This window comes from Paractinoplanes durhamensis (assembly GCF_016862175.1).
Taxonomy (GTDB): domain Bacteria; phylum Actinomycetota; class Actinomycetes; order Mycobacteriales; family Micromonosporaceae; genus Actinoplanes; species Actinoplanes durhamensis.
Window position 1 is genome coordinate 1 of the sequence record NZ_BOML01000046.1, and the last position, 23,891, is coordinate 23,891.

Sequence of the window (23,891 nt, forward strand, 5' to 3'; positions counted from 1 at the left end):
GGGCGATCAGCTGCGGGCGATCAGCTGCGGGCGATCAGCTGCGGGCGATCAGCTGCGGGCGATCAGCTGCGGGCGATCAGCTGCGGGCGATCAGCAAGGGGATCGTCATCTCGGCGGCGGTGAGGGCGCCGTGGTAGGCGATCAGCTTGCCGATGATCGAGGGCTCCACGTGGCCGGCCAGGATGACCGCGCGGTCGCGGCAGATCACCACGATCTCGCCGATCCGGCCCAGGTGGTCGGCGGGGACCGGGCCGAACCAGCCCTCGGCGATCGCCTCTTCTCTGGTCAGGACGGAGGCGGCGGGGCCGAGCACGCCCTGCCAGGCGGCGATCACGTCGGCCTGGGCGCCGGGGGCCGGATAGAGGTAGCGGACCCGCGGCTCACCGGCCACCGTCGCCACCCCGGCCGACAACTCCGGAATGGCGGCCATGTCGAAACGGCCGGTGAGCGGGACGTTGAGCTGACCGTGGTCGGCCACGACCAGCAGCGCCGACCGGGCCGGCAGGCCGTGGACCAGGCGGTCCAGCAGCGTGTTCACGTCGGCGGCCGCCGATCGCCAGCTGTCCGCGTCGACGCCGTCCTCGTGCCCGGCCTTGTCCAGGTCGGGGTGGTAGCCGTAGACGATGCCGGGGCCGGCCGACAGCGCGGCGAGCATCTCGGCGGCCAACTCGCCGGGGTTCGCGGCGCCGGCGAACGTCGCACCGCGGTTCGCGGAGACGCTCAGCCCGGTCCCGGCGTACTCCGGCCGGCTGACGACGGTGACCGGCACGCCGGCCGCCACCGCCCGCTCGAAGGTCGTCGGCACCGGCTGCCAGCTGCGCGGATCGGGGATGTCGTCCCAGTGGATGTGGTTGAGGATCGAGCCGTCCGGCTGCCGCACGGTGAAGCCGAGCACGCCGTGCGCGCCGGGCAGCGCGCCGGTGCCCACGGTGACCAGGCTGACCGGGGTGGTCGACGGGAAGCCGGCGGTCAGCGTCCGCGAACCGGCCGCCAGGTCGGCGAGGACCGGGGCGTGCGGGGCGGCGACCGGCAACTGGTACGCGCCGAGGCCGTCCACCAGCAGCACCGCGACCCGGTCGACCCCGTCGAGCGGCGCCGCGAGCCCGAGGACGTCGACCGCCCCGGGCACCCCCAGCACCGCGCAGACGCTGGGCATCAGGTCGGCGAGGCTCCCCGACCCGTAGGCGGGCCGGACGGTCGCGAAGGCCGAGGCCGGCAGCCGGTCGTCGGGGATCATCGGCGGCGGGCGAAGAGGTGCAGCTGGGAGGCGATGTCGCGGAACGGCGGCCGGGCCGACAGCGCCAGCTCGAGGTCGAGCAGGGCCTGCGGGTCCTCCTCGACGACGGTGGCCGGCAGGAGATCGGTCAGAACGCGTACGCCATGGATCTCCTCGACCTCGAGGCCCGCCGAGCGCAGGAGAGCCCCGGCGGTCTCCGCGTCGTAGCGGCGGCGCAGCGTGTCGCGCGCGCCGGCATGCCCGTCCTCGTCGTTGACCAGCGCCAGCGCCGACCGCAGATGGCCGTTGATGGCTCGCCCGAGGACGGCCGCGGCCCGGCTCGCCACCAGCACGCTGACCGCGCCGCCGGGGCGCAGCGCCGCCACGATCGCGGCGACCACGTCGGCCGGCTGGTCGACGACCTCGAGCACCGAGTGGCAGAGGATCAGGTCGACGCTGCCCGGTTCGACCAGGCCGGCGAGCGCGTCGCCGTCGCCCTGCACGGCGCGCACCCGCGCGGCCACCCCGGCGTCGGCGGCCCGGCGGGTGAGGGCGGCGAGCGCGTCGGGGCTGGCGTCGACGACGGTGACGGTGTGTCCCGACTGGGCGAGCGGCACGGCGAAGCCACCGGTGCCGCCCCCGACGTCGAGGACGGTCAGCTCGCGTCCCTCGTTTCGTTCCAGCTCACGGCGCAGCACCGCCCAGACGGCGGCGGTGCGGGCGGGGACGAGCGGTCGGGCCGTGCGCGTCGATGCGGTTTCCACACGGGCAGCGTATCGGCCTGCGCCACCGGTTACCGGCATCGCCCAGCGGCTCAGAAATCGAAAAGGGCACCCGTCGCGCGGCGCATCTCGCACATGTTGCCGAATTTGTGACTCCACGTGACCGGAACGCCGCGCCAGTCGCCGGTGATCTCGGCGGTCACCGGCGCGTAGATCAGGAAGCAGGCGTTCCGGGCCGGCTCGATCCGGTCGACCTGCCCATCGACCAGCGCCAACTCCGCACAGGCAAGGTCGGGATGCGGGTGCCCACCGCCGGCCGGGTCGCATTCGAGCTTGACCGCATCGGCGAACCCGGAATCCGCCATGTAACTCAGCGTCAGCTTCGAGCTCCCATAGCCGCCCGGGTGGTCCCGCGGACCATCCGCCGCTCCGCCGGCAACGAGCGCGGCTGACGCCGCCAGGGCCAGGACGGTGTTGATCATGGTGAGCTCTCTCCCGCTTTTGGTGACTTTTACTGCGTACGCCACCAAAGGTTCTTTTTCAGCAAAGCGGCAGAATACCGACCGATCACCGGAAGTCGCGGGATGCCGGCGTGACCGGCGGGGTGGCCGCGTCGAGCCGATCCGCGACCAGGTTGAGCACCCCCTCGGCCTTCTCCAGGCGCCCGCGAACGATCAGCGCCGAACTGGTCCGCGCCACCCGCCGATACCGCTGCCACAACCCCGGTGAGCAGGTCACATTCAGCATCCCGGTCTCGTCCTCCAGGTTCACGAACGTCACCCCGCCCGCGGTCGCCGGCCGCTGCCGATGGGTGACGATCCCGCCCACCCGGATCCGGGTCCCCGCCTCCACCACCCCGAGCTGCGCGATCCGCAACGCCCCCACCCGCTCGAACTCCTCCCGCAGGAACTGCGCCGGATGCGCCTCCGGCGACAGCCCGGTCGCCCACACGTCCGCGACCAGCCGATCCACCTCGTTCATCCCGGGCAGCATCGGCGCGTCGGTCCCGGTCACCGTCCCCGGCAACCGGTCCGGCCGGTCCTGCGCGGCCGCCCCGGCGGCCCAGAGCGCCTCCCGGCGGGAAAGCCCGAAACCGGCGAAGGCATCAGCGGTGGCGAGAGCTTCCACATGCGAAGTTCCACATCCGGTACGCCGGGAAAGGTCGGTCATGCTGCGATACGGCCCATTCGCCCGCCGCTCCGCCTCGATCGCCTCGGCCAACTCCGTCCCGATCGTGCGGACACTCGCCAGCCCCTGCCGGACGGCCGGCCCGCCCAGCCCCCACGCCTGCGGCGGCTCGTCCGCACCGGCCTTCTTCTTGCCGTCCGGCTCCTGCTCCAGGACGGCGGCGGCGTCGCTGAGGTTGATGTCCGGCCGGCGCACCTCCACCCCGTGCCGGCGGGCGTCGTCGACCAGCGACTGCGGCGAGTAGAAGCCCATCGGCTGCGCGTTCAGCAGCGCCGCGCAGAACGCCGCCGGGTGGTAGCGCTTGAGCCAGGCACTGACGTAGACCAGGTACGCGAAGCTGATCGCGTGGCTCTCCGGGAAGCCGTAGTTCGCGAACGCGCACAACTTCACATACAGGTCGTCGGCCAGCTCGCCGCCGATCCCGTTGGCCGCCATCCCCTGGTAGAGACGCTCGCGCATCTCCTCCATGAGCCGCACCGACCGCTTCGAGCCCATCGCCCGGCGCAGCTTGTCCGCCTCCAGCGGGGTGAATCCGGCCGAGTCCATCGCGAGCTGCATCAACTGCTCCTGGAAGAGCGGCACGCCCAGCGTCTTCTCCAGGGCCCGGGCCATCGTCGGGTGCGGCATCTCCCATTTCTCCAGGCCGTTCTTGCGGCGGATGTACGGATGGACCGAACCGCCCTGGATCGGTCCCGGCCGGATCAGCGCCACCTCGACCACCAGGTCGTAGAAGACCTGCGGCTTGAGCCGGGGCAGGGTCGCCATCTGGGCCCGGCTCTCCACCTGGAACACCCCGACCGAGTCGGCCTTGCACAACATCTCGTAGACGTACGGATCGGACGGCCGGATGTTGGTGAAGTCGAGTTTGGACTCGATCATGTCGAACGCGTAGTGCAGCGCCGACAGCATGCCCAGGCCCAGCAGGTCGAACTTGACCAGGTTGATCGCGGCGCAGTCGTCCTTGTCCCACTGCAGCACGGTCCGCCCCGGCATCCGGCCCCACTCGACCGGGCACACCTCGCTCACCGGACGGTCGCAGATCACCATGCCGCCGGAGTGGATGCCGAGGTGCCGCGGGAACGTCTGCAGCTCGTTCGCGTACGCCACCACCTGCTCGGGGATGTCCTCGACATCGACCGTGGCGACACTCCCCCAGCGGTCGATCTGCTTGCTCCACGCGTCCTGCTGACCGGGCGAAAACCCAAAAGCCTTTGCCACATCCCGTACGGCTGACCGCGGCCGGTAGGAGATGACGTTGGCGACCTGTGCGGTGTGCCGGCGGCCGTGCCTGCGGTAGACGTACTGGATGACCTCCTCGCGCCGGTCCGACTCGATGTCCACGTCGATGTCCGGCGGCCCGTCCCGTTCCGGCGCCAGGAACCGCTCGAAGACCAGGTCGTACTCGAAGGCGTCCACATTGGTGATGTAGAGGGCGAAGCAGACCGCCGAGTTCGCCGCCGAGCCGCGCCCCTGGCAGTAGATGTCCGCCTCCCGGCAGAACCGGACGATGTCGTAGACGATCAGGAAATATCCCGGGAAGTCGAGCTCTTCGATCATCCGCAACTCGTACTCGAGCTTCGCGTAGACCTCCGGCATCTCCTCCCGCGTCCCGTAGCGGGCCCGGGCGCCGCGCATGGTCAGCTCGCGCAGCCAGCTCATCTCGGTGTGCCCCGCCTCCGGGATCGGGAAGGCCGGCAGCTGCGGCGCGACCAGCTGCAGGTCGAAGGCGATCTCGGCGCCCAGCTCCGCGGCCCGTTCGACCACCCCCGGGTAGGCGGCGAACCGGCGCGCCATCTCGGCGCCGCTGCGCAGGTGGGCGGTGCCGGCCGCGGGCAGCCAGCCGTCGATCTCGTCGAGGCTGCGCCGGGCCCGGACCGCGGCCACGGTGGTGGCGAGCCGGCGCCGGGCCGGGGTCGCGTAGTGCACGTTGTTGGTGGCGACCGCGCTCAACCGGCGGCTGCGGGCGAGCTGGTGGAGCACGTCGTTGCGGTCGTCGTCGTAGGGGTGACCGTGGTCGGTCAGCTCGACCACCACGTTCCCGGCGCCGAACAGCTCGACCAGCCGGTCCAACTCGCCGGCCGCCGGCCCGACCCCGCCGGTGGCGAGGGCGTCCGGGACCAGCCCCTTACGGCAGCCGGTCAGCACCAGCACGTGCCCCGCCAGCGTCTCGGCGATCCGCTCCACCGAGCCGTAGTCCGGTTTGCCCTTCTCGGCCCCCGCGAGCTGGGCCTCGCCGATGGTCCGGCCCAGCGCGGCGTAGCCCGCCGCGTCCCGGGCCAGCACCAGCAGATGCCGGCCGGCCGGATCGGGCTCGCCGTTCTGCGGCCTGGTCAGGCCGAGCGAGAGCTCCGCCCCGAAGACGGTCGGCAGCCGCAGGTTCGCCGCCGCCTCGGAAAACCGGACCACGCCGTAGAACCCGTCGTGATCGGTGACGGCCAGCCCGGTGAGCCCCAGCCGCGCCGCCTCCTCGGCGAGTTCCTCCGGGTGACTGGCCCCGTCGAGGAAGCTGAAGTTGGTGTGACAGTGCAGCTCGGCGTAGGGGACGGCGGTCTCGGTGGCGCGCACCAGCGCCGGCGCCTGGTAGGGCTGCCGTTTCCGGCTCCAGGCCGGCGAATCCCCGCCGTCCGCGTCCACCGCCAGCGGATCCACGGTGAACGGCTGCCGCCGCTGCTCGCCGATCCGGTGGGTGCCCTCCTCCGGCGGCGGCGGTTTCACCGGCCGGCCGGTGAGCTCCTGCTCCAGCTCCGACCAGGACTTACGCGGGTTGTGAAAGCCCATACCCGCCCCCTGCCGGTGCCGATGCCGGCCACGCCGGCCACCGGCGGCTCCGTCGTGCCGCCATCTCGGTCATAGATCGCCCCTCAGCCGTAGCCCGGCCCTCAGCCACAGCCCGGCCCCCAGCCACAGCCCAGCCCTCAGCCACAGCCCCGCCCTCAGTCATAGATGGCCTCCACCGCCCAGTGGCCGCCGGCCAAGGCCAGCAGCAGCGCCCGGCCGTCGGTCAGCGCCACCTGAAATCTCGCCCGCCGCCGACTCTCGCCGGCTGCCCACCAGCGTTCGTCGACCGGCCACGGGCCGGCCCACCCGCTGATCTCGATCGGGCCGCCGCGCTCCACCACCAGGGCGGCCGGCTCGCCGGTCAGCTCCAGGCGGGCGCTGACGCCGACCGGGGTGCCGCTCTCGTCGAGCACCACCGCGGCCAGCGGATGCAACGGCACCACCGCGGGCGAGGGTTTCGGCAGCCGGCCCGGCCACGGCGGCAACCCGACCACGGGCGCGGCCGCCTGCCCGCCTTTACGCCGCCCCGGCGGAACGGTCACCACCGTGAGCCCAGCGGGCGGGCTCACGGATTCCGCACTGTCCCGGCCGGCTCCGGCCGGGGCCGGCTCGACGGCCGGGCTCGCCGATTCCGCACTGTCCCGGCCGGCTCCGGTCCCGGCCGGGCCGGCGGCCGGTGCCGCCTCCTCGAGGCCTCGAATCGGCGCGGGGCTGCCCTGGGCGGGACCTTCCTCCTTACCCCCGCGCTTACCTGTGCGCGACGAAACCGGCAGGTGGGAGACCGTTGCGAGGCCCTCCTGTTCCGCGGCGGGAGCGGGCCGGCGGGACGACAGCTCGATCACTTCGGCGTCGGCGTCGGCGGGCTCCGGGCGTACGCCAGGAAGCGGCGGCGCCGGAACGCCTGGGTCTTGGGTCTCGGGGTTCTCCGTCTCCGGATCTTCGGGGAGGGCGGGGACCAGGGAAAGTGTGGGCAGCGGGGTGGCCTCGGCGTAGGTCTGCAGCGGGACGGTGGTCAGATCCGGGATGGGGTCGTGGTGCGGGGCGGTGGGGTGGTGCGGGTCCCGTTCGTCGCCCCAGGGGATCAGGCGAATCTGGTCGTCGGCGGAGCGGCCGCCGGTCGGGATCGGTGTCACCAGGGACTCCGGGCCCAGCAGTCCCTGCACCCGGCTGAAGGCCCGGTGGGCCCGCTCACGGTCGGCGCCGGCGTCGCCCCACAGGCCCGGTTGGAGTCCGAGATGGACCAGGACGCCGTCGGGGATCAGGCGCAGCCGCACCAGACCGGCCGTCGGACGGGCCGGGGCGCCGCGACGGGCGCCGGTGAGCCAGCCGTCGAGTTGCCAGCGGACCCGTTCGGCGATGGCGGCCGCGGTCAGGGTGCCGTCGTGCCGCCACACCCGGTGCAGCTCCTGGCCGTCCGCGGTGACCGCCTCGATGCCGAGCCGGGTGCAGGCCAAGCCGTGCGCAGCCAGCCGGTCGTGCAGGCGCTCGGCCAGATTCTTCCCGGCGAACGCGGCCACGTCGACCCGGTCCAGCGGTTCGTCGTAGGTGTCGGCGACGTCCAGGTCCAGGGGCGGCTGCCGGACCGCGAGCGGACGGTGGTCGCGGCCCGAGGCGAGCCGATGCGCGAGCGCGCCGTCGAACCCGAACCGGGTCAGCACATCCCCGGCCGGCAGCGCCGCGAAGTCGCCGAGCGTCTTCACCCCCAGGCGTTTGAGCAGGTCGACCAGCTCCGGCCGCTCCAGCGCGCTGATCGGCATGCCGGCCAGGAACGCGACGGTCTCCCCGTCACCGAGCACCCGGCCGTCGCGGGCCGCGAGCCCCGCCGCGAACACTCCGTCCGCGATCCCGACCTGACTCTCCACCGCGCAGACCTCGGCGATCTGCTCGACGATCCGCTCGGCCGCGGCTTCCTCACCGCCGAAATACCGGGCCGGGCCGCGAGCGGCCAGCGCACAGGCCCCCGGCCGGATCACCTCGACCCCCACCGCGACTTCTTCGACCGCGGCCACAACCGGCTCGAAGGCCCGGGCATCCCGCCCCGGATCATGATCAACAACAACAAGCCGCGGTGACCGGCTCTGCGCTTCCCGCCGCCGAAGCCCTCGGCGCACGCCGTCCTGCCGCGCCGCCTCCGAACAGGCGATCACCCGGTTCTCCCGCAGCACGGCCACCGGCCCGGCCGCCGGCACCCCGTCAACGATCTCCGCCGCCGTCACCGGCCAATCCGGACACCACACCAGCAGCGTCCGCACCTCACCCACGTCAGACCACCGCCCCAGCCGGCGGCTCCCACCAGGCTTCTGCTTCCGCCGCCGTCGTCCAGCAGGGCGAAGCGATCGGGTAAGGCGAAGCCGGCCGGCCAACCGAAGCCGCCAGGCCAGGCGAAACCGTCCGGCCAGGCGAAACCGTCCGGCCAGGCGAAACCGTCCGGCCAGGCGAAACCGGCCGGCCAGGCGAAACCGCCAGGCCAGGCGAAACCGGCCGGCCAAGCGAAACCGCCAGGCCAGGCGAAACCGGCCGGCCAGGCGAAACCGTCCGGCCAAGCGAAGCCGCCAGGCCAGGCGAAACCGGCCGGCCAAGCGAAACCGCCAGGTAAGGCGGAACGGACGGAAACCGGATCATGCGCGAGCCGGGAGCAGAGACGGCTCGCAGGCCGAGGATCGAGACAGCGCGCAGGCCGGAGGCCGGGACGGCGCGCAAGGCGGGAGTGGGAACGGCGCGCAAAGCCGGTGACGGGACGGCGCGCAGGGCGGGGGTGGGCGTTGGCTCGGGGGTGGTTGTGGTGGGGGGTTCGGGGGTGGTGGTTCTGGTGGGTGGGGGTGGGATGGTGGACGGGCGGAGGGTTACGCCCGGCATCCACATGGTTATTTCCTTCGGGCGGGCGGCGGCGCCCCGGCCCCGGGCCAGGACCGTCACCTTGCGGCGGCGCAGCCGGCCCCGGCCGGCGCCCAAACCCTCCCAGCGGCCCTCGGTGACGCGCAGCGTCACGTCAGCGCCGTCCCACTGGCCGAACGGCACCAGCACACAGCCCCGCTGCCGGGCCCGGGCGGCGAGCCGGCCGGCCACGGTCGCGGCTATCGGGCCGGGCACGGCGGTGACCACCACGTCGACGCCGTCGATCAGCGCGGCCACCACGGTGGGCCAGTCGGGGCCGGGGTTGGGCACGAGCGCGAGTCGTTCCAGGACGATGCCGCTCTCCTGAGCGGCGAGCGCGCCCAGGGCCGGCACCCCGACCACCGCGCACCAGGAACCGGCCCGCGATGCCTCGGCCAGCAGCGCGAGCATCAGCGACGTGCCGCCGCCGGCCGGCGCCGCGCGCCCGGTGGCGACCGAGACGGTGCTCCCCCGGCGCAGCCCACGGCCGGGCAGCAGACCGCTCAGCTCGGGCGCCACCGGCAACACCCGGTGCACGCCCGGTTCATCGGTCTCCCCCGCCGTCCGGATCAGCTCCGCGAGGGCGGCCGCACCGTTGATCATGCGTCCCGCCATCGTTGCCCCGCTCCGTGTCACCAGTGTTCCCACCCGTCCGCAGATCAGACGGGCCCTACCAGGCCGAACAGCCGCCCCCAGCGCGGCGGTCAACTACTCACCGACCGCCGACGCGGACGGCCGGCCAAGCCGAACCAGCCGGCCAACGCCGGTAACGTGGATCGCTCGTCCGCAGCGGGCAGGCCGCAGGAGCCTGGCGGCCCGGGCCGCCTCGGCCGTCAGCGTCTTTGGTTACCGGGCAGCCTGCTCGGATCGAGTCGGCCGACCATGCAGCGGCCGGCCTGATGCGGCGCGAAAAGAATGGGTGGTCAGGCGGCCAGGGGTGGCTGGTAGCTCACGCCCAGGGAGGACTCGACGACCGCTACGAACTGTTCGGCTGCTCGCAACAGGTCGTCGGCCTCTCGGGGGCTTACCACCCTCGGGATGCCGGCCTCGGCGGCTGCTCGTTTGGTGGCGCCCAGGGCGAAATAGCTTGCCCAGTCGCCGAACTCGGGGGCCACCAGCACCAGCAGGGACCAGACGCTGGTCACCCGGCTTCGGCGGGTGGGGGCGGCGGGGCGGGCGCGGGCCGCGAGGATCGCGGCGGCGGCTCGCAGGGCGGCCAGGTGGGCCGCGGCGTAGCGGAGGCCGTCGGGGCGGGTCAGGGCCGCCTCGGTCAGGCCCTGCCGGGCTATCACCAGCAGCTGGGCCGGGGTGCGGTGCGGCAGCATGTGCGCCGGGACCGTGGGGGCCTCCGTCTGGACGGCCGCGGTCGGCGCGTGCGCCAAGCCGGGAACCTGCCGAAGGCCCGGCGCCGTATTGCTCGCCATAGGTCGTTCTCCTCGCGTATCTCGCATCCGACGTGCCGGGGTCGAACCGAATCCGCTGCGGAGGAAGACGCAGCTGCCCTTGGGGGGCGAACCGGCCGGGTGCGAAGCTTCCCCACACCGCACCCGGCCGGAACTGGCGGCGGGTCCGCCGCCCGCCTCCCGGGGGTCGGGGGGTGACGGACGGCGGTCCTGCCTTGTCTTGAGGGCACCGGACCCGCGAATGCCCGGAACCTCATGTGCAGCACTTCGCGGGTGCCGCACCCGGGGGCCGTGCCGCGAAACATCGCTCCCGGCGTCAGAGCGAGCGCTCGGAGCCTTCAAAGAAGAGGCTTTCGAACATCCGTTCTAACTACGGAGAAGACTAGCACTGCTGTACGACAAAAATGCAACCCCTCAGGTGGACACCGGCGAAGGCGCCGGCACGACCGCGGGCGGGCGCCGCGAGACGAACGGCGAAAGCCTCGGCCGGCGCCGGGCGGCCAGGTCCTCCACCCAGCCGAACGCGAGCACCGCCACGCCCAGCAGGGCCGACATCACGGCCAGGCCGGCCAGCGCGGCCGGCCAGTGGGACGAGACGCCCGGCCAGGGCGCGCCCCAGGCCGGCGCCGAGCCCGCCCCGAGCGGTTCGCAGAGGTGCACGGCGACCACCAGGGCCGCGACGTGCCACAGGTAGATGGTCACCGCCCGGTTGTTGACCAGCGAGACGAACCCGCCGACCGGCCGGAGCCGGTCCATCCACCCCATCGGCGGCGCCCAGCGGAGCAGCACGAGCACGAACCCGAACATGTAGACCGGCCACGCGATCGGCAGCGCGTGCGGGGCGAACTCGCCGTCGACCGGATGCCGCCACGCCCAGGCCGACGCGCCGGCGACGCAGGCCACCGCCACGCCGAGCACGACCGGCGCGCGCAGCCGGGCGAGATCACCCTCGCGGTGCGCGATGCCCAGCACCCAGAACGTCCCGTACGTGAAGATGTTCTGCAGCACCCAGAAGACCTCGACGCTGAAGATCCCCTGGTAGCCGAAGAGCAGCAGCAGGCAGACGAACGGCAGCAGCACGGCCGGGAGATTCCACAAGCGATAGAGACGCAGCAGCCACGGCGAGAGAAGCACGAGCCAGACGTACGTGTAGATGTACCAGAGCACGCCGGCCCCCAGGTGCTCGCCGAATTCGCTGGCCGGCGGCAGCCCCACCGGCACGGCCCAGAGCAGCAGCGACGACCATCCGGGCCGGTCCGGCCAGCCACGGTAGAACATCAGCGGCACCAGGATCAGGCCCATCAGCCAGACCGCGGGCAGCAGCCGGCGCAGGCGGTTACGCACCGCGCGCCCGGCGTCCCGGTCCACCGACCTGGCCATGAGCGACCCGCCGAGCGCGAACATCACCCCCATCGCCGGGAAGGCGAGCTGCAGGGCGACCACGGACATGAACGAGTGGTGCAGCACCACCCGGATCAGCGCCAGCGCCCGCAAGAAGTCGAAATACCGATCACGGCCGGACACCGACACGTACACCCCCGAATTTGAAGTTTCAGGGATGTTAATCGATACGTAAGAAAGTCAGACGCCGCCGACGTGGATCACCGGGCGGCGTTCGATGTCGGGTTCGGTCTTGCGGATGATCTCGCGGACCACCGGGGCCGTGTCGCCGCGGCCGAGCAGCAGGTAGCGGAACAGGTGGACCAGCGGGCTGCCCTCGGCCCAGGCGAAATAGCAGTGCGGGCGGACGCCGGTGGCGTCCCGCAGGGCGAGCAGCACCGCGGCGATCGCGTTCGGCGCGGCCGGGCTCTGCACCCGCAGCACCCGGTGGCCGCCGACGTCGGCGCCGTGCACCTGGAGCACCTCGCTGAACTCGGACGGGTCGGCCACCGCGACCTCGAGGAAGAGGATGTCGTTGCGACCCGGCACCGGGTTCATCCGGCGCTGCTCGTCCTCCTTGTGCGCGTACTCGGCCGAGTCGCCGGCCTCCCGCCGGTTGGCGACGATGTCGAGCTCGCCGTCGTTGGCGATGGAGTCGGCGATGTAGGTGCGCGCGACCTCGTCGAACTCGATCCGCTCGGCCCGCAGCTCGGTGGTGCGGCTGACCCGGGAGATTAGCGAGACCAGGATGATCCCGGCGACGAACACGGCGGAGATCGCGATGCCGTCCGGCTTCTCGATGATGTTGTCGCCCAGGGCGTACAGCAAAATGAGGGTGAGGATCGCGAAGCCGGCGGCGGCTCGCCGGTGTTGCGCCCGCCAGGCGGAGATCGTGACCGCGACCGCGCCGGAGACCATCATCGCCAGGATGCCGGTCGCATAGGCACCGGCCTGCGCGTTGACGTCGGCCCCGAAGGCGATCGTGATGCCGATGCTGATCACGGTGTAGACCAGCACGACCGGGCGGACGGCCCGGCCCCACTCCGGCGCCATGCCGTAACCGGGCAGGTAGCGCGGCACGATGTTGATCAGGCCGGCCATCGCCGAGGCGCCCGCGAACCAGAGGATGAGGACGCTGCTGATGTCGTAGGCGGTGCCGAAGACCTCGCCGAGCTTCTCGTGCGCCAGGAAGGCGAGGGCCCGGCCGTTCGCCGCGCCGCCGGGCTGGAACTCGTCCGCCGGGATCAGCACGGTCGTCACGAACGACGTGGCGATCAGGTAGACGCTCATGATCAGCGCGGCCGTGGTGAGCAGTTTGCGGGTGTTGCGGACCCGTTCCTCCATGGTGGCCGCCTTGATCAGCGGCATCATGCTGACCCCGGTCTCGAAGCCGGACAGGCCGAGCACCAGCGCCGGGAAAGCGAGAATCGCCGGTCCGAGGAAATTGCCGTGCGACGAGGTGAGCGAGGAGGTCCAGGCGGAGAAGGCGCCCGGCGTGGTGAAGACGTCGACCAGGCCGACCACCGTGATCACCGCGTTGAGCAGCAGGAACACCGCGACCAGCGGGATCGCCACGCCGACGGCTTCGCTGAAGCCGAGCAGAAAGACAAAACCGAGAACCAGGAGCAGAACCACGGTGATGAGTACGGCGTGACCGTGCAGGAAACTCGGCAGATACGGATTTTCCGTCATATGGACGGTGGCATCCGCGGCCGACAGGGTGATCGTGATGATCCACGAGGTGCACACGAACCCGAGCAGAACCAGCACGAACAGCTTGCCCCGCCAGAACGGCAGCAGGTGTTCGAGCATCGCCACCGAGCCCTGCCCGTGCGGGCTCTCCTGGGCCACCCGCCGGTACATCGGCAGCATGCCGAACAGGGTCAGCGCCACGATCAGCAGCGTCGCGAGCGGCGAGAGCGCACCGGCGGCGAGGGCCGCGATGGCCGGCAGATAGGACAGTGTGGAGAAGTAGTCGACCCCGGTCAGGCACATGACCTTCCACCAGGGCTGCTCATGATCGGTCCGGGCCGCCTCCGGGCCGACCGGCTGCACCTGGTGGGCGAGCAGCCAGCGGCTCAGCGCGTGTTGCGGCACGTGCGGATGGACCGGGCTGTCCACCACCGCCGGCACGTTGATCTCGGTGCTCATCCGCTCCCCGATCGTGAGTTCAGGTGCCAGGATGCACCCATGGACCGGACAGTAGTCATCACAGGTGCCAGCTCCGGCGTGGGCCTGGCCGCCGCCGAACAACTGGCCGCGCAGGGCGATCAGGTGGTCGTCGTCGGGCGCAACCCCGAGCGACTCGCTGCCGCCGTCGCGAAGGTACGGCAGGCGGGCAACGGGCGTGAACCGGGGCAGTTCCGGGCTGATTTCGAATCGCTCAAGCAGGTCCGGGAGCTGGCCGCGCACCTGCTCGACACGTACCCGAAGATCGATGTCCTGGCCGACAACGCGGGCGGCATGATCGCCGGTCACCGGCGGACCGAGGACGGCTACGAAGCCACCATCCAGGGCAATCATCTGGGCCCCTTCCTGCTCACCAACCTGCTGCGCGAGCGGCTGGCCGGCGGCCGGGTGGTCAGCACCGCCTCGGACGCGCATCGGTCCGGCCGCCCCGACCCGGCCAACTTCGCCGGCGACGAGAAAACCTACAAAGCCTTCCGGACGTACGGCGGTGCCAAGTCGGCGAACATTCTCTTCGCGGCCGAGGCGGCCCGCCGCTGGCCGGACATCACCAGCGTGAGCTTCCATCCGGGGGTGGTCCGCACCAACTTCGGCGACGGCACCCTGACCCGGCTGTTCTACCGGTTCGCGCCGTTCCTGGTCACCCCGGAGAAGGCCGGTGCGCTGCTGGTCTGGCTGGCCACCGCGCCCAAGGAGGATCTGGTCGACGGCGGTTACTACGTGGGGCACGACGTGAAGAAGCCAGCTTCACACGCGGCCGACCCGGTCGCATCGGCCAAATTATGGGCAGCGAGCGAAGACGCCGTGGGGATATAAAACCGGGATGAGATACCGGACTCTCGGCCCGAGCGGCCTTCGTGTGTCGGAGTTGATCCTCGGTGCGATGACCTTCGGCGAGCAGGGTGGCGTCGGCGCGCCGATCGAGGAGTGCCGCAAGATCCTCGACGCGTATGCGGAGGCCGGCGGCAACACCGTCGACACCGCGATCAACTACCGGGACGGGCAGAGCGAGCAGATCCTCGGCGAGCTGCTGGCCGGCCGCCGCGAGTCGTTCGTGCTGTCCAGCAAATACACGGCGACCCGCAACCCGGACGACGCGAACGCCGGCGGCAACGCCCGGAAGAACCTGCGTGCCTCGCTGGAGACCAGCCTGCGCCGGCTGCGCACCGACTACCTCGACATCTACTGGGTGCACGTGTGGGATTCGGGCACCCCGATCGAGGAGACGATGCGGGCGCTCGACGATGCCGTACGCTCCGGAAAGGTGCTTTATGTCGGCATCTCGGATGCGCCGGCCTGGGTGATCGCGCGCGGCCAGACCCTCGCCGAGCTGCGCGGATGGTCGCCGTTCACGGCGCTGCAGATGCCCTACAACGTGATCGACCGCGACATCGAGCGCGAGCTGCTGCCGATGGCCGAGTCGCTCGGCCTCGCGGTCACCGCCTGGAGCCCGCTGGCCGGCGGCATCCTCTCCGGCAAATACACCGACAAGTCGGTCACCGGCCGGCACAAACCGGAGAACATCGACGAGCGGCAGTTCGCCGCCGCGGCCGCCGTGCAGAAGGTCGCCGACGAGGTCGGCGCCACCCCGTCGCAGGTGGCGATCGCCTGGACCGCCGCCCGCTCGGCGGCGATCGTCCCGATCATCGGTGCCCGCTCGCTCGCCCAGCTCACCGACAACCTCGGCGCGGTCGACGTGACGCTGACCGCCGAGCAGGTCGGCGCGCTGGCCGCGGCGACCGACTTCAGCCTGGGTTTCCCGCACGACTTCATCAACGGCATTGCGCCGTGGGTCTTCGGCAAGGGCATGATCGGGAAAGAATGAGCGACATGGAAAAACACCCCAACGTGGTCGCGGTCCGGGATGCCCTGGACGCGGCCGGCGCGCACGGCATCCAGGTGGTCGTGCTGGACGACGCCGTGCACACCGCGGCCGCGGCGGCCGAGGCCCTCGGGGTCGAGACCGGCCAGATCGCGAACTCGCTGATCTTCGACGCGGACGGCGAGCCGCTGCTGGTGCTGACCTCGGGTGCGCACCGGGTGGACACGGCCAGGCTGGCCGCCGGGCACGGCATCGCCAAGCTGCGCCGGGCCACGCCGGAGTTCGTCCGCGAGCACACCGGCCAGCCGATCGGCGGCGTCGCCCCGCTGGGTCATCCCAAGCCGGTGCGCACGCTCGTCGACACCGCTCTGGAGCAATATGCGGTGATCTGGGCGGCCGGCGGGGTCCCGCGCGCGGTCTTCCCGATCACCTACGCCGAGCTGGTCCGGGTCACCGCGGGCACGCCGGCCGAGGTGGCCTGACGGCCCATGCCGGTCACGCTGCACGTCTGGCGGGTGCCCGGGCGCCGGGTCGGCGCGGCCATGCTGCGCATCCCGCTGTCTTGGCTGACGGTCAAGAACGTCCGCTTCGCGAAATTCCTGGGGACGGGTACGGGTACGAGTTTCGGCCCCGGCGATGCCGATCTGACCCGGTATGCGGCGGTGACCGTCAGCGACGACCCGATCGAGCTGCCCGGCTGGGACCGCCTGGCCGTCGCCCGGGCCCGGGTCGACCTCACCCCGCTGACCAGCCGGGGCACGTGGTCGGGCCGCAAACCGTTCGGCGATCCGAAGCCCGGCAGGAGCGACGGCATGGTCCTCGCCCTGACCCGGGCCCGGCTGCGGCCGCGGGCGGCGCTGACGTTCTGGCGGGCCGTCCCGCCGGTGGCCCGCGAGCTGCACGCCGCTCCCGGCCTGCTCGCCCGGTTCGGCATGGGCGAGGCGCCGATCGGCTGGCAGGGCACGGTCAGCGTGTGGCGGGATGCGGCAGACCTGACCCGCTTCGCGTACCGTCAGCCGGAGCACCGCGCCGTGATCGCACGAACCCCGGCCGCCCGGTGGTATGCCGAGGAGCTGTTCGCACGGTTCGCGGTCGACCGGATCACCGGCGATCGCGCGGTGCTGGGCTGGCTGGAAGAGGGGCAGACTGAGGTATGAGGCTCGTTGCGTGGCAGCCGGACGACCTGCTCCGCCGCCTGGACGACGTGGTGACCGTCTACGGCGAGGCGATGGGCTACCGCCAGGAGCTGCTGCAGACCCGGCGCGGCTACATCGGCGCCCACGTGCGACGGGCCGGTTTCCGGGCGGTGGCGACCCTGACCACCGACGGCCGGCTCGCCGGTTTCGGCTACGGCTACGCGTCCGGGCCCGGCCAGTGGTGGCACGACCAGGTGCGGTCCGCTCTCGACGAGCCGTCCCGCGAGCACTGGCTGAGCAACTGCTTCGAGGTCGTCGAGCTGCACGTCCGGCCGGCCGCGCAGGGGCACGGCGTCGGCGCCCGCCAGCTGCGCGCGCTGCTCGCGATGGCCGACGGCAAGACGGTGCTGCTGTCCACGCCGGAGGCCGACGAGAAGAAGTCCCGGGCCTGGCGGCTCTATCGCCGGTTCGGTTTCACCGACGTGCTGCGCGAGTTCATGTTCCCGGGTGACGAGCGGGCGTTCGCGATCCTGGGCCGCGGGTTGCCGCTGGTGGAGCGGCCCGCCGAGGACGCACCCGGCATTGTCGGCATTTAACCGCATCCGCTGGCCATGGGCGCTACTCGTCGTCCTGGTTCTGGCGCAGATCTGCTATCCGCTGACCGGCGGCGGCACCCGCGCCGGGCTCACCGTCGCGACCGTCCTGCTCGGCTACGCGATGTCGGTCACGCACGCTCTGGTCACCCGGGGTCCGCGGGCGGGCGCCGCGCTGGTCGGCACGGCCACCGTGGGCGGTTTCGCGGTGGAGGCGATCGGCGTCGCGACCGGCTTCCCGTTCGGCACCTACGACTATTCGGGCGAGCTCGGACCGAAGCTGCTGGATGTTCCGCTGATCATCCCGCTGGCCTGGACCTGGATGGCGTGGCCGGCCTGGGTCGCCGCGACACATCTGACAAAACGGCCGGCGGTGCGGATCGCGCTGGCCGGGCTCGGGCTGGCCGCCTGGGACCTCTTCCTCGACCCGCAGATGGTCGCCGAGGGTTACTGGCGATGGCACTCCCCCACTCCCGCGCTGCCCGGCGTGCCCGGCATCCCGGTCGGCAACTACCTGGGCTGGCTGGGTTTCGCCCTGCTCCTGATGGCCGCCCTGGCCTACGCGGGCGGCCGGGCCGTCGAAATCCCCACCGAGGGTGACGCGCCGATCATCACGCTCTGGTTCTGGACGTACGCTTCGTCAGTGCTCGCCCACGCGGTCTTCCTGGGCCTCCCGGCCTCCGCCGCCTGGGGTGCCGTAGTCATGGGCGCCGCCGTGCTCCCGCTGGCCGCCCACCTGATCCGTCCCCATCTGATCGGCCGCCGTCGCCGGATCCGGGCGCAACCATGACCTGCCACCTGATCGGCGCCCGCCTGATCAGCCCCCGGCGCCGGGTCCGGGTGTAGCCATGATCTGGCTGATCCTGCTGCCGTGGCTGGCCCTGACCGCGCACACCGCCGTGAACGCCGTCCTTCTCCGCCGCCTCCCGCGGACGCCGGTGACCACCACCGAACGTGTCGCCGTGCTGCTTCCGCTGCGTGACGAGGCGTCGCGGGTCACGCCCTGCTTGGAAGCGCTGCTGGCCCAGCGCGGCGTCCCCGGCCTGACCATCCACGTCCTCGACGACGGTTCGACGGACGGCACCGCCGAGGTGGTCCGAGCGATCGCCGGCGACAAGGTCTCGCTGCTCACCGGCGCCGGCCTGCCGCCCGGCTGGCTGGGCAAACCACATGCCTGCCAGCAGCTCGCCGACGCCACCAAAAACGCCGATATATTGGCCTTTGTGGACGCGGACGTGGTCCTGGAGCCGGACGCGATCGCCCAGGCCGTGACGACGATGCGCGAACTCCGGGTGACCCTGCTCTCGCCCTACCCCAGGATCGTCGGCGCCGGAAGCGCCCTGATCCAACCCCTCCTGCAGTGGTCCTGGCTGACGTTTCTCCCGCTCCGCGCGATGGAGCGGTCACCGCGCCCGTCGCTCGCGGCGGCCGGCGGCCAGTGGCTGATGATCGACGCGGAGGGTTACCGCCGGGCCGGCGGCCATGCCGCGGTCCGCACCGAGGTCCTCGAGGACATCGCCCTGGCCCGCCGGATCAAGCGATCCGGCGGCCGGATCGCCCTGGCCGACGGCTCCGCCGCCGCCACCTGCCACATGTATTCCACCTGGCCGGAACTGACCGCCGGCTACACCAAATCCCTCTGGGCGAGTTTCGGCTCAGCGCCGGCGGCAAGCACCGTCGTGGCTTTTCTCCTTTTTCTGTACGCGCTTCCGGCCGCGGCCACGCCGATACTGGCCGTCACCGGCTCAGGCGCACTCGCGGTAGTCACCCTGTGCGCCTACCTGCTGGGCGTAACCGGCCGTGTCATCACGGCCGCCGCCACCGGCGCCAAGGCATGGCCCGCGGCCCTGGCCCACCCGATCTCGATCATCCTGTTCGCCCGGCTGATAGCCCGCTCGTTCCGCCTGCGCCGCCAGGGCGCCCTGACCTGGCGAGGGAGGCCGGTGTGAGTCGGATCGTGGTGGTCGGGGCCGGGGTCGGTGGGCTGGCGGCGGCGATTCGGCTGGCTTCGGCCGGGCATGACGTTGAGGTCCACGAGCGGTCGGCGGGCGTCGGCGGCAAGCTGGCCGTCCATGAGCGGGACGGCTTTCGCTTCGACACCGGGCCCAGCCTGCTCACGCTGCCGCAGGTTTTCGCCGACCTCGGTCTGCGGCTGCCCGAGTTGCAGCCGCTCGACCCGGTCGTCCGGCATTTCTTCCCCGGCGGCGCGGTCCTCGACTCCTCGTCGGTGCACGAGGTCTTCCTGGAGCGGATCGCCGATGCGCTCGGTGCCGGTGCGGCCGCCGACTGGAACCGCTTCTGGCGCCGGGCCGAGCGGATCTGGCAGGCCTCGTGGCGGTCGGTGCTGCAACGCCCGGTCACCCCGGCGTCGCTGGCCTCGCTCTCCTGGCGCCTGACCGACCTGGCCGCGATCGCCCCCGGCCGCACCCTGCGCGACCTGAGCCTGCGCTACCTGCGCGACCCGCGGCTGCGGATGCTGCTGGATCGCTACGCCACCTACACCGGCGCCGACCCGCGGCGCGCGCCCGCCGCCCTGGCCGCGATCCCCTACGCCGAGCTGCACTTCGGCGGCTGGTACCTACCTGGCGGCCTGGGCACGCTCGGCACCGCGATGGTCGACCGCTGCACCGAACTGGGCGCCCGAATCGTCACCAACTCCCCGGTGACCGCCATCCTGACGGCCGAAGGCCGAGCCACCGGCGTCGCGATTCGGGGAGGCCAGGCGACCGCCGCCGAGATCCCGGGCGGGCAGGCCACCGGCGCCGCGGATCCGGGCGGACAGGCCAGCGCCGCGATCTTGGGTGAGCGGGCCACCGGCGCCGGGGGTTCAGGCAGGCGGATCGACGCCGACATCGTCGTGTCTGATGTGGATGCTCTTGCCCTCTATCGCGACCTGCTGCCCACCCCGGGGCGGCTGGCCGCGCTCACCGATCGCAGCCTGGCCGGCTTTGTCATGCTGCTCGGCATCCGTGGGGAAACTCCCGAGCTGGCTCACCACAACGTTTTCTTTCCCAGCTGGTACGACGCCGAGTTCAACGCGATCTTCGGCTCGGCCTCCCGTCGGGCGGGGCCGGCCGGTGATCCCACCATCTTTGTGACCCGGGCCGACGATCCCGCGGTTCACCCGCCCGGCACCGAGGCCTGGTTTGTGCTGGTCAATGCGCCTCGGCACGGCACTGACTGGTCGGCGGTCGACTGGCGGCGGGCGGGGCTGGCCGAGGCGTACGGGAAGCATGTTCTTGATGCTCTTGCTCGTCGCGGGCTTGATGTTCGGGATCGGCTGATCTTTGCCGAGATTCGCACGCCGGCCGATCTTGCCGATGCCGCGGCGGCTCCCGGCGGTGCCATCTACGGCACCTCGGGTGGGCTGATGCGGCCGGCCAACCGGGGGCCGGTCGACAACCTGTTCCTGGTGGGCGGCTCGGTGCATCCGGGGGGTGGGCTGCCGATGGTCACGCTGTCCGCGAAGATCGTGGCCGACGAGATCGGTAAATATTCGCCGGCTTGAGCCGATCGGCTAGCGTGGCGGGCGTGCCGATGGTGGACGATCCGCGCGCTGCCCTCCGGCCCGGCCTGCCGATCGAGGCCACCGGCCTCGGTCAGGTCGCCCGCGGTGGGCGCCGCCTGCTCGACGATGTCTCCCTGACCGTGCGGCCGGGTGAGCTGGTCGCGATCATCGGGGCCAGCGGTGCCGGCAAGACCACCCTGCTGGAAACCCTGGCCGGAGTGCGCCGGCCCACCAGCGGCGCGGTGCGGCACGATGGCCGGCCGGCTCCGGACGCGGCGATCGGCTACGTGCCGCAGGACGACATCATCCACCAGGAGTTGCCGCTCGCCCGGACGCTGCGCTACGCGGCCCGGCTGCGGCTGCCGGCCGGCACGTCCGGGGCCGCGGTCGCGGAGCGGGTCGCCGAGGTTCTCGCGGTGCTGGGCCTGACCGGGCGGGGCGACACCCGGGTGGGCAGCCTCAGCGGTGGTGAGCGCAAGCGGGCCGGCATCGCGGTCGAGCTGCTCGCCCGGCCGCGTGCCCTCTTTCTCGACGAGCCCACCTCGGGGCTCGACCCGGCCACCGCGGCCGAGCTGCTGACGCTGCTGCGTGCGCTGGCCGCCGATGGGGTGCCGGTCGTGCTGACCACGCACAACCCGGCCGACGTCGACCGCTGCGACACGGTCGTGGTGCTGGCTCCGGGCGGTCGCCTGGTGTTCGCGGGACCGCCCGCGGACGCTCCCGCGCACTTCGGCGCCGACGACGTGGCCGGCGTCTACGGCCGGCTCACGGACGCGCCGGCGTGGCCGCCATCCGCCACCGCCGGGGATAACACGGGCGAGACGGCCGTCGCTGCGGACAAAGTGGACGCATTCCCCGCCGTACCCCCGAAAATCTCTGGATGGCTGAGCCAGACCGCTCTGCTCAGCCGACGCAATCTTGAGATTCTCGGGGCCAACCGGCTCACCCTGGCGATTCTGATCGGCTCGCCGCTGGTGATCCTGGCGATGTTCCTCATGCTGTTCCGGGCGGGCGCGTTCGACCCGGCCCGCCCCGATCCGGCCACCACCGTGATGATCCTGTTCTGGATCGCGTTCGGGGTCTTCTTCTTCGGGCTCACCTACGGCCTGCTGCAGATCTGCGCCGAGCTGCCGATCCTGCGCCGCGAGGTGTTCGCCGGCCTGCGTCTCGGCCCCTACCTGGCCGCCAAGGTCGCCCTTCTGCTGCCCCCGCTGGCCGCCGTCGACCTGCTGCTGCTGGCCGCGCTCCGCGGCCTGGACCGGCTCCCGCCGCTGGCCGCCGGCGACTTCGCCGCGATCTACCTGACCGCTCTGCTCGCCTCGGCCTGCGCGCTCGCGCTCGGCCTGCTCTGCTCGGCGAGCGTCTCCGACGTGGCCCAGGCCAGCCTGCTGCTGCCGATGCTGTGCTTCCCGCAGGTGCTGTTCGTCGGCGCGATCCTGCCGGTCCCGGTGATGGCCCCGGTCGGCCGCGCGCTCAGCTACGCGATGTCGAACCGCTGGTCGTTCGAGGCGCTCGGGCACACGGCCGGCCTGGAGGCGCTGTGGCGGGACGGCGGTTCGCCGCTCGGGCCGCCGCTGCTGGCCAACTACGGCGACTCGTTCGCCCGCGAGCCGTGGCAGAACTGGCTGATCCTCGGCGGCATGACGCTGTTCTTCCTGGCGGCCGCGGTGCTGGTGCTGCGGCGACGCTGCGGGCGACGACGTGGCTGAGCTCGACACCTCCCGGCTCGACGAACTGCGCGCAACCGAGTACGCCCACCTCGACCACAACGGCGAGGTCTATCTCGACTACACCGGCGCCGGGGTGTACGCCCAGGCCCAGCTCCGCGCCCACCACGAGCGGCTCGCATCGCGGGCGTTCGGCAATCCGCACTCGGCGAACCCGGCGTCGGCGGCCTCGACCGAGCTGGTCGAGTCGGCCCGGCGCGCGGTCCTGCGCTTCCTGAACGCCGACCCGGCCGAATACGCGGTGATCTTCACGCCCAACGCGTCGGGGGCGTGCCGGCTGGTCGGTGAGGCGTACCCGTTCGGCCGGGGCCGCGACCTGGTGATGACGTTCGACAACCACAACTCGGTCAACGGCATCCGCGAGTTCGCCCGCCGGGCCGGGGGCCGCCGCCGCTACATCCCGCTCGCCCCGCCCGACCTGCGGATCGCCGACGCGACGGTGGACAGCGCCCTGCGCCGGCGGCGGGGGCTGTTCGCCTTTCCGGCGCAGAGCAACTTCACCGGCGTGCAGCATCCGCTCGAGTGGGTGGAAAAAGCCCACGACGCCGGGTACGACGTACTCCTCGACGTGGCCGCCTACCTGCCGGCCAACCCGCTCGACCTGAGCCGGGTGAAACCGGACTTCGTGCCGATCAGCTGGTACAAGGTGCTCGGCTACCCGACCGGGGTGGGCTGCCTGGTCGCCCGGCGCGACACGCTCGCCCGGCTGCGCCGCCCGTGGTTCGCCGGCGGCACGATCGCCGCGGTCAGCGTCGGCACCGAGTGGCACCAGCTGGCCCCGGACGAGACCGCGTTCGAGGACGGCACCCTCAACTTCCTGCACATCCCGGACGTCGAGTTCGGCCTGTCCTGGCTGACCGGGATCGGCCCCGAGCTGATCCGGGACCGGGTGCGCGCGCTCACCGGCCGGCTGCTGGAGCGGCTGGCCGGCCTGCGGCACGCCAACGGCGCTCCGCTGGCCCGGATCTACGGCCCGTCCGGTCTGGACGGTCGCGGCGGCACGGTCACCTTCAACCTGCTCGACCCGGACGGCCGGATCGTCGACGAACGCCTGGTCGCGACCGAGGCCGCGGCCGAGGGGCTGTCGCTGCGCACCGGCTGCTTCTGCAATCCGGGCGCCGGCGAGGGCGCGTTCGCGATCGGCCGTCGTCAGCTACGCGGCTCGGCCCGCTGGGGAGTCCGCACGATCGACGAATACCTGACCATGATCGGCCTGCCCAGCGGCGGCGCGGTCCGGGTGTCGTTCGGTGTCGCGTCCACCTTCGGCGACGTGCGGCGGCTGCTCGACTTCCTGACCGCCACCTACCTCGACCGCACCGCCGACGCCGCCGGGCTGGCCCCCCGGTTGCGCTGCTGA

Annotated in this window: 18 protein-coding genes and 1 pseudogene; 10 read left to right on the forward strand and 9 right to left on the reverse strand. The window is 72.3% G+C overall.

Annotated features, from left to right (window positions below; genetic code table 11):
• Nucleotides 1-76: 76 nt before the first annotated feature.
• From Adu01nite_RS28505 to Adu01nite_RS28545, 9 genes and pseudogenes are all read right to left on the reverse strand, one after another.
• The gene (locus tag Adu01nite_RS28505; protein WP_203731117.1) at nt 77-1,237 is read right to left on the reverse strand and encodes an alkaline phosphatase family protein; all 1,161 of its coding nucleotides are present in this window, start codon (nt 1,235-1,237) and stop codon (nt 77-79) included.
• Nucleotides 1,234-2,019 (reverse strand): methyltransferase domain-containing protein, encoded by a 786-nt coding sequence (locus Adu01nite_RS28510; RefSeq protein ID WP_203731119.1) that lies wholly within the window; start codon nt 2,017-2,019, stop codon nt 1,234-1,236. The genes Adu01nite_RS28505 and Adu01nite_RS28510 overlap by 4 nt, the downstream gene beginning before the upstream one ends.
• An 11-nt stretch (nt 2,020-2,030) precedes the next feature.
• On the reverse strand, nt 2,031-2,420 hold the full coding sequence (locus Adu01nite_RS28515) for an SSI family serine proteinase inhibitor (protein WP_203731121.1): 390 nt from the start codon (nt 2,418-2,420) through the stop codon (nt 2,031-2,033).
• An 85-nt stretch (nt 2,421-2,505) separates the two neighbouring features.
• Nucleotides 2,506-5,904 carry an error-prone DNA polymerase gene (locus tag Adu01nite_RS28520; RefSeq protein ID WP_203731123.1) on the reverse strand — a complete coding sequence of 1,133 codons (3,399 nt, stop codon included), beginning with the start codon at nt 5,902-5,904 and terminating at the stop codon, nt 2,506-2,508.
• Nucleotides 5,905-6,059: 155 nt separating this feature from the next.
• Nucleotides 6,060-8,156: a DNA polymerase Y family protein gene (locus Adu01nite_RS28525; RefSeq protein WP_307836656.1), complete on the reverse strand. Its 2,097-nt coding sequence runs from the start codon at nt 8,154-8,156 to the stop codon at nt 6,060-6,062.
• A 430-nt stretch (nt 8,157-8,586) separates the two neighbouring features.
• Nucleotides 8,587-9,393, reverse strand: a pseudogene (gene imuA' / locus Adu01nite_RS28530) (DnaE2-dependent mutagenesis accessory factor ImuA'); the annotation flags it as partial.
• A 308-nt stretch (nt 9,394-9,701) separates the two neighbouring features.
• On the reverse strand, nt 9,702-10,202 hold the full coding sequence (locus tag Adu01nite_RS28535) for an SAV_6107 family HEPN domain-containing protein (RefSeq protein ID WP_239132762.1): 501 nt from the start codon (nt 10,200-10,202) through the stop codon (nt 9,702-9,704).
• 393 nt (nt 10,203-10,595) lie between these two features.
• A complete protein-coding gene (locus tag Adu01nite_RS28540) occupies nt 10,596-11,705 on the reverse strand; it encodes an acyltransferase family protein (RefSeq protein ID WP_203731127.1) in 1,110 nt (369 codons plus the stop codon).
• Between the two features lie 57 nt (nt 11,706-11,762).
• Nucleotides 11,763-13,712, reverse strand: a complete 1,950-nt coding sequence (locus tag Adu01nite_RS28545) for an APC family permease (protein WP_203731129.1) — start codon at nt 13,710-13,712, stop codon at nt 11,763-11,765.
• Nucleotides 13,713-13,751: 39 nt separating this feature from the next.
• Between Adu01nite_RS28545 and Adu01nite_RS28550 the strand changes: the two genes are divergently transcribed.
• The 10 genes from Adu01nite_RS28550 to Adu01nite_RS28595 are packed head-to-tail and all read left to right on the forward strand — an operon-like array spanning nt 13,752 to nt 23,891.
• Nucleotides 13,752-14,564: an SDR family NAD(P)-dependent oxidoreductase gene (locus Adu01nite_RS28550; RefSeq protein WP_203731131.1), complete on the forward strand. Its 813-nt coding sequence runs from the start codon at nt 13,752-13,754 to the stop codon at nt 14,562-14,564.
• Between the two features lie 7 nt (nt 14,565-14,571).
• On the forward strand, nt 14,572-15,573 hold the full coding sequence (locus Adu01nite_RS28555; RefSeq protein ID WP_203731133.1) for an aldo/keto reductase: 1,002 nt from the start codon (nt 14,572-14,574) through the stop codon (nt 15,571-15,573).
• Nucleotides 15,574-15,578: 5 nt separating this feature from the next.
• A complete protein-coding gene (locus tag Adu01nite_RS28560; protein ID WP_203731135.1) occupies nt 15,579-16,052 on the forward strand; it encodes a YbaK/EbsC family protein in 474 nt (157 codons plus the stop codon).
• Between the two features lie 6 nt (nt 16,053-16,058).
• Nucleotides 16,059-16,727 (forward strand): monooxygenase, encoded by a 669-nt coding sequence (locus Adu01nite_RS28565; RefSeq protein WP_203731136.1) that lies wholly within the window; start codon nt 16,059-16,061, stop codon nt 16,725-16,727.
• Nucleotides 16,724-17,302 (forward strand): GNAT family N-acetyltransferase, encoded by a 579-nt coding sequence (locus Adu01nite_RS28570; protein WP_203731138.1) that lies wholly within the window; start codon nt 16,724-16,726, stop codon nt 17,300-17,302. Before Adu01nite_RS28565 ends, Adu01nite_RS28570 begins: the two co-directional genes overlap by 4 nt.
• A complete protein-coding gene (locus Adu01nite_RS28575) occupies nt 17,289-18,089 on the forward strand; it encodes a carotenoid biosynthesis protein (protein ID WP_203731140.1) in 801 nt (266 codons plus the stop codon). Before Adu01nite_RS28570 ends, Adu01nite_RS28575 begins: the two co-directional genes overlap by 14 nt.
• A 58-nt stretch (nt 18,090-18,147) precedes the next feature.
• Complete coding sequence (locus Adu01nite_RS28580; protein WP_203731142.1) at nt 18,148-19,248, forward strand: glycosyltransferase family 2 protein; 1,101 nt, start codon at nt 18,148-18,150, stop codon at nt 19,246-19,248.
• A complete protein-coding gene (locus Adu01nite_RS28585; RefSeq protein ID WP_203731144.1) occupies nt 19,245-20,807 on the forward strand; it encodes a phytoene desaturase family protein in 1,563 nt (520 codons plus the stop codon). Before Adu01nite_RS28580 ends, Adu01nite_RS28585 begins: the two co-directional genes overlap by 4 nt.
• A 29-nt stretch (nt 20,808-20,836) precedes the next feature.
• On the forward strand, nt 20,837-22,516 hold the full coding sequence (locus Adu01nite_RS28590) for an ATP-binding cassette domain-containing protein (protein WP_203731260.1): 1,680 nt from the start codon (nt 20,837-20,839) through the stop codon (nt 22,514-22,516).
• Complete coding sequence (locus Adu01nite_RS28595; RefSeq protein WP_203731146.1) at nt 22,509-23,891, forward strand: aminotransferase class V-fold PLP-dependent enzyme; 1,383 nt, start codon at nt 22,509-22,511, stop codon at nt 23,889-23,891. The genes Adu01nite_RS28590 and Adu01nite_RS28595 overlap by 8 nt, the downstream gene beginning before the upstream one ends.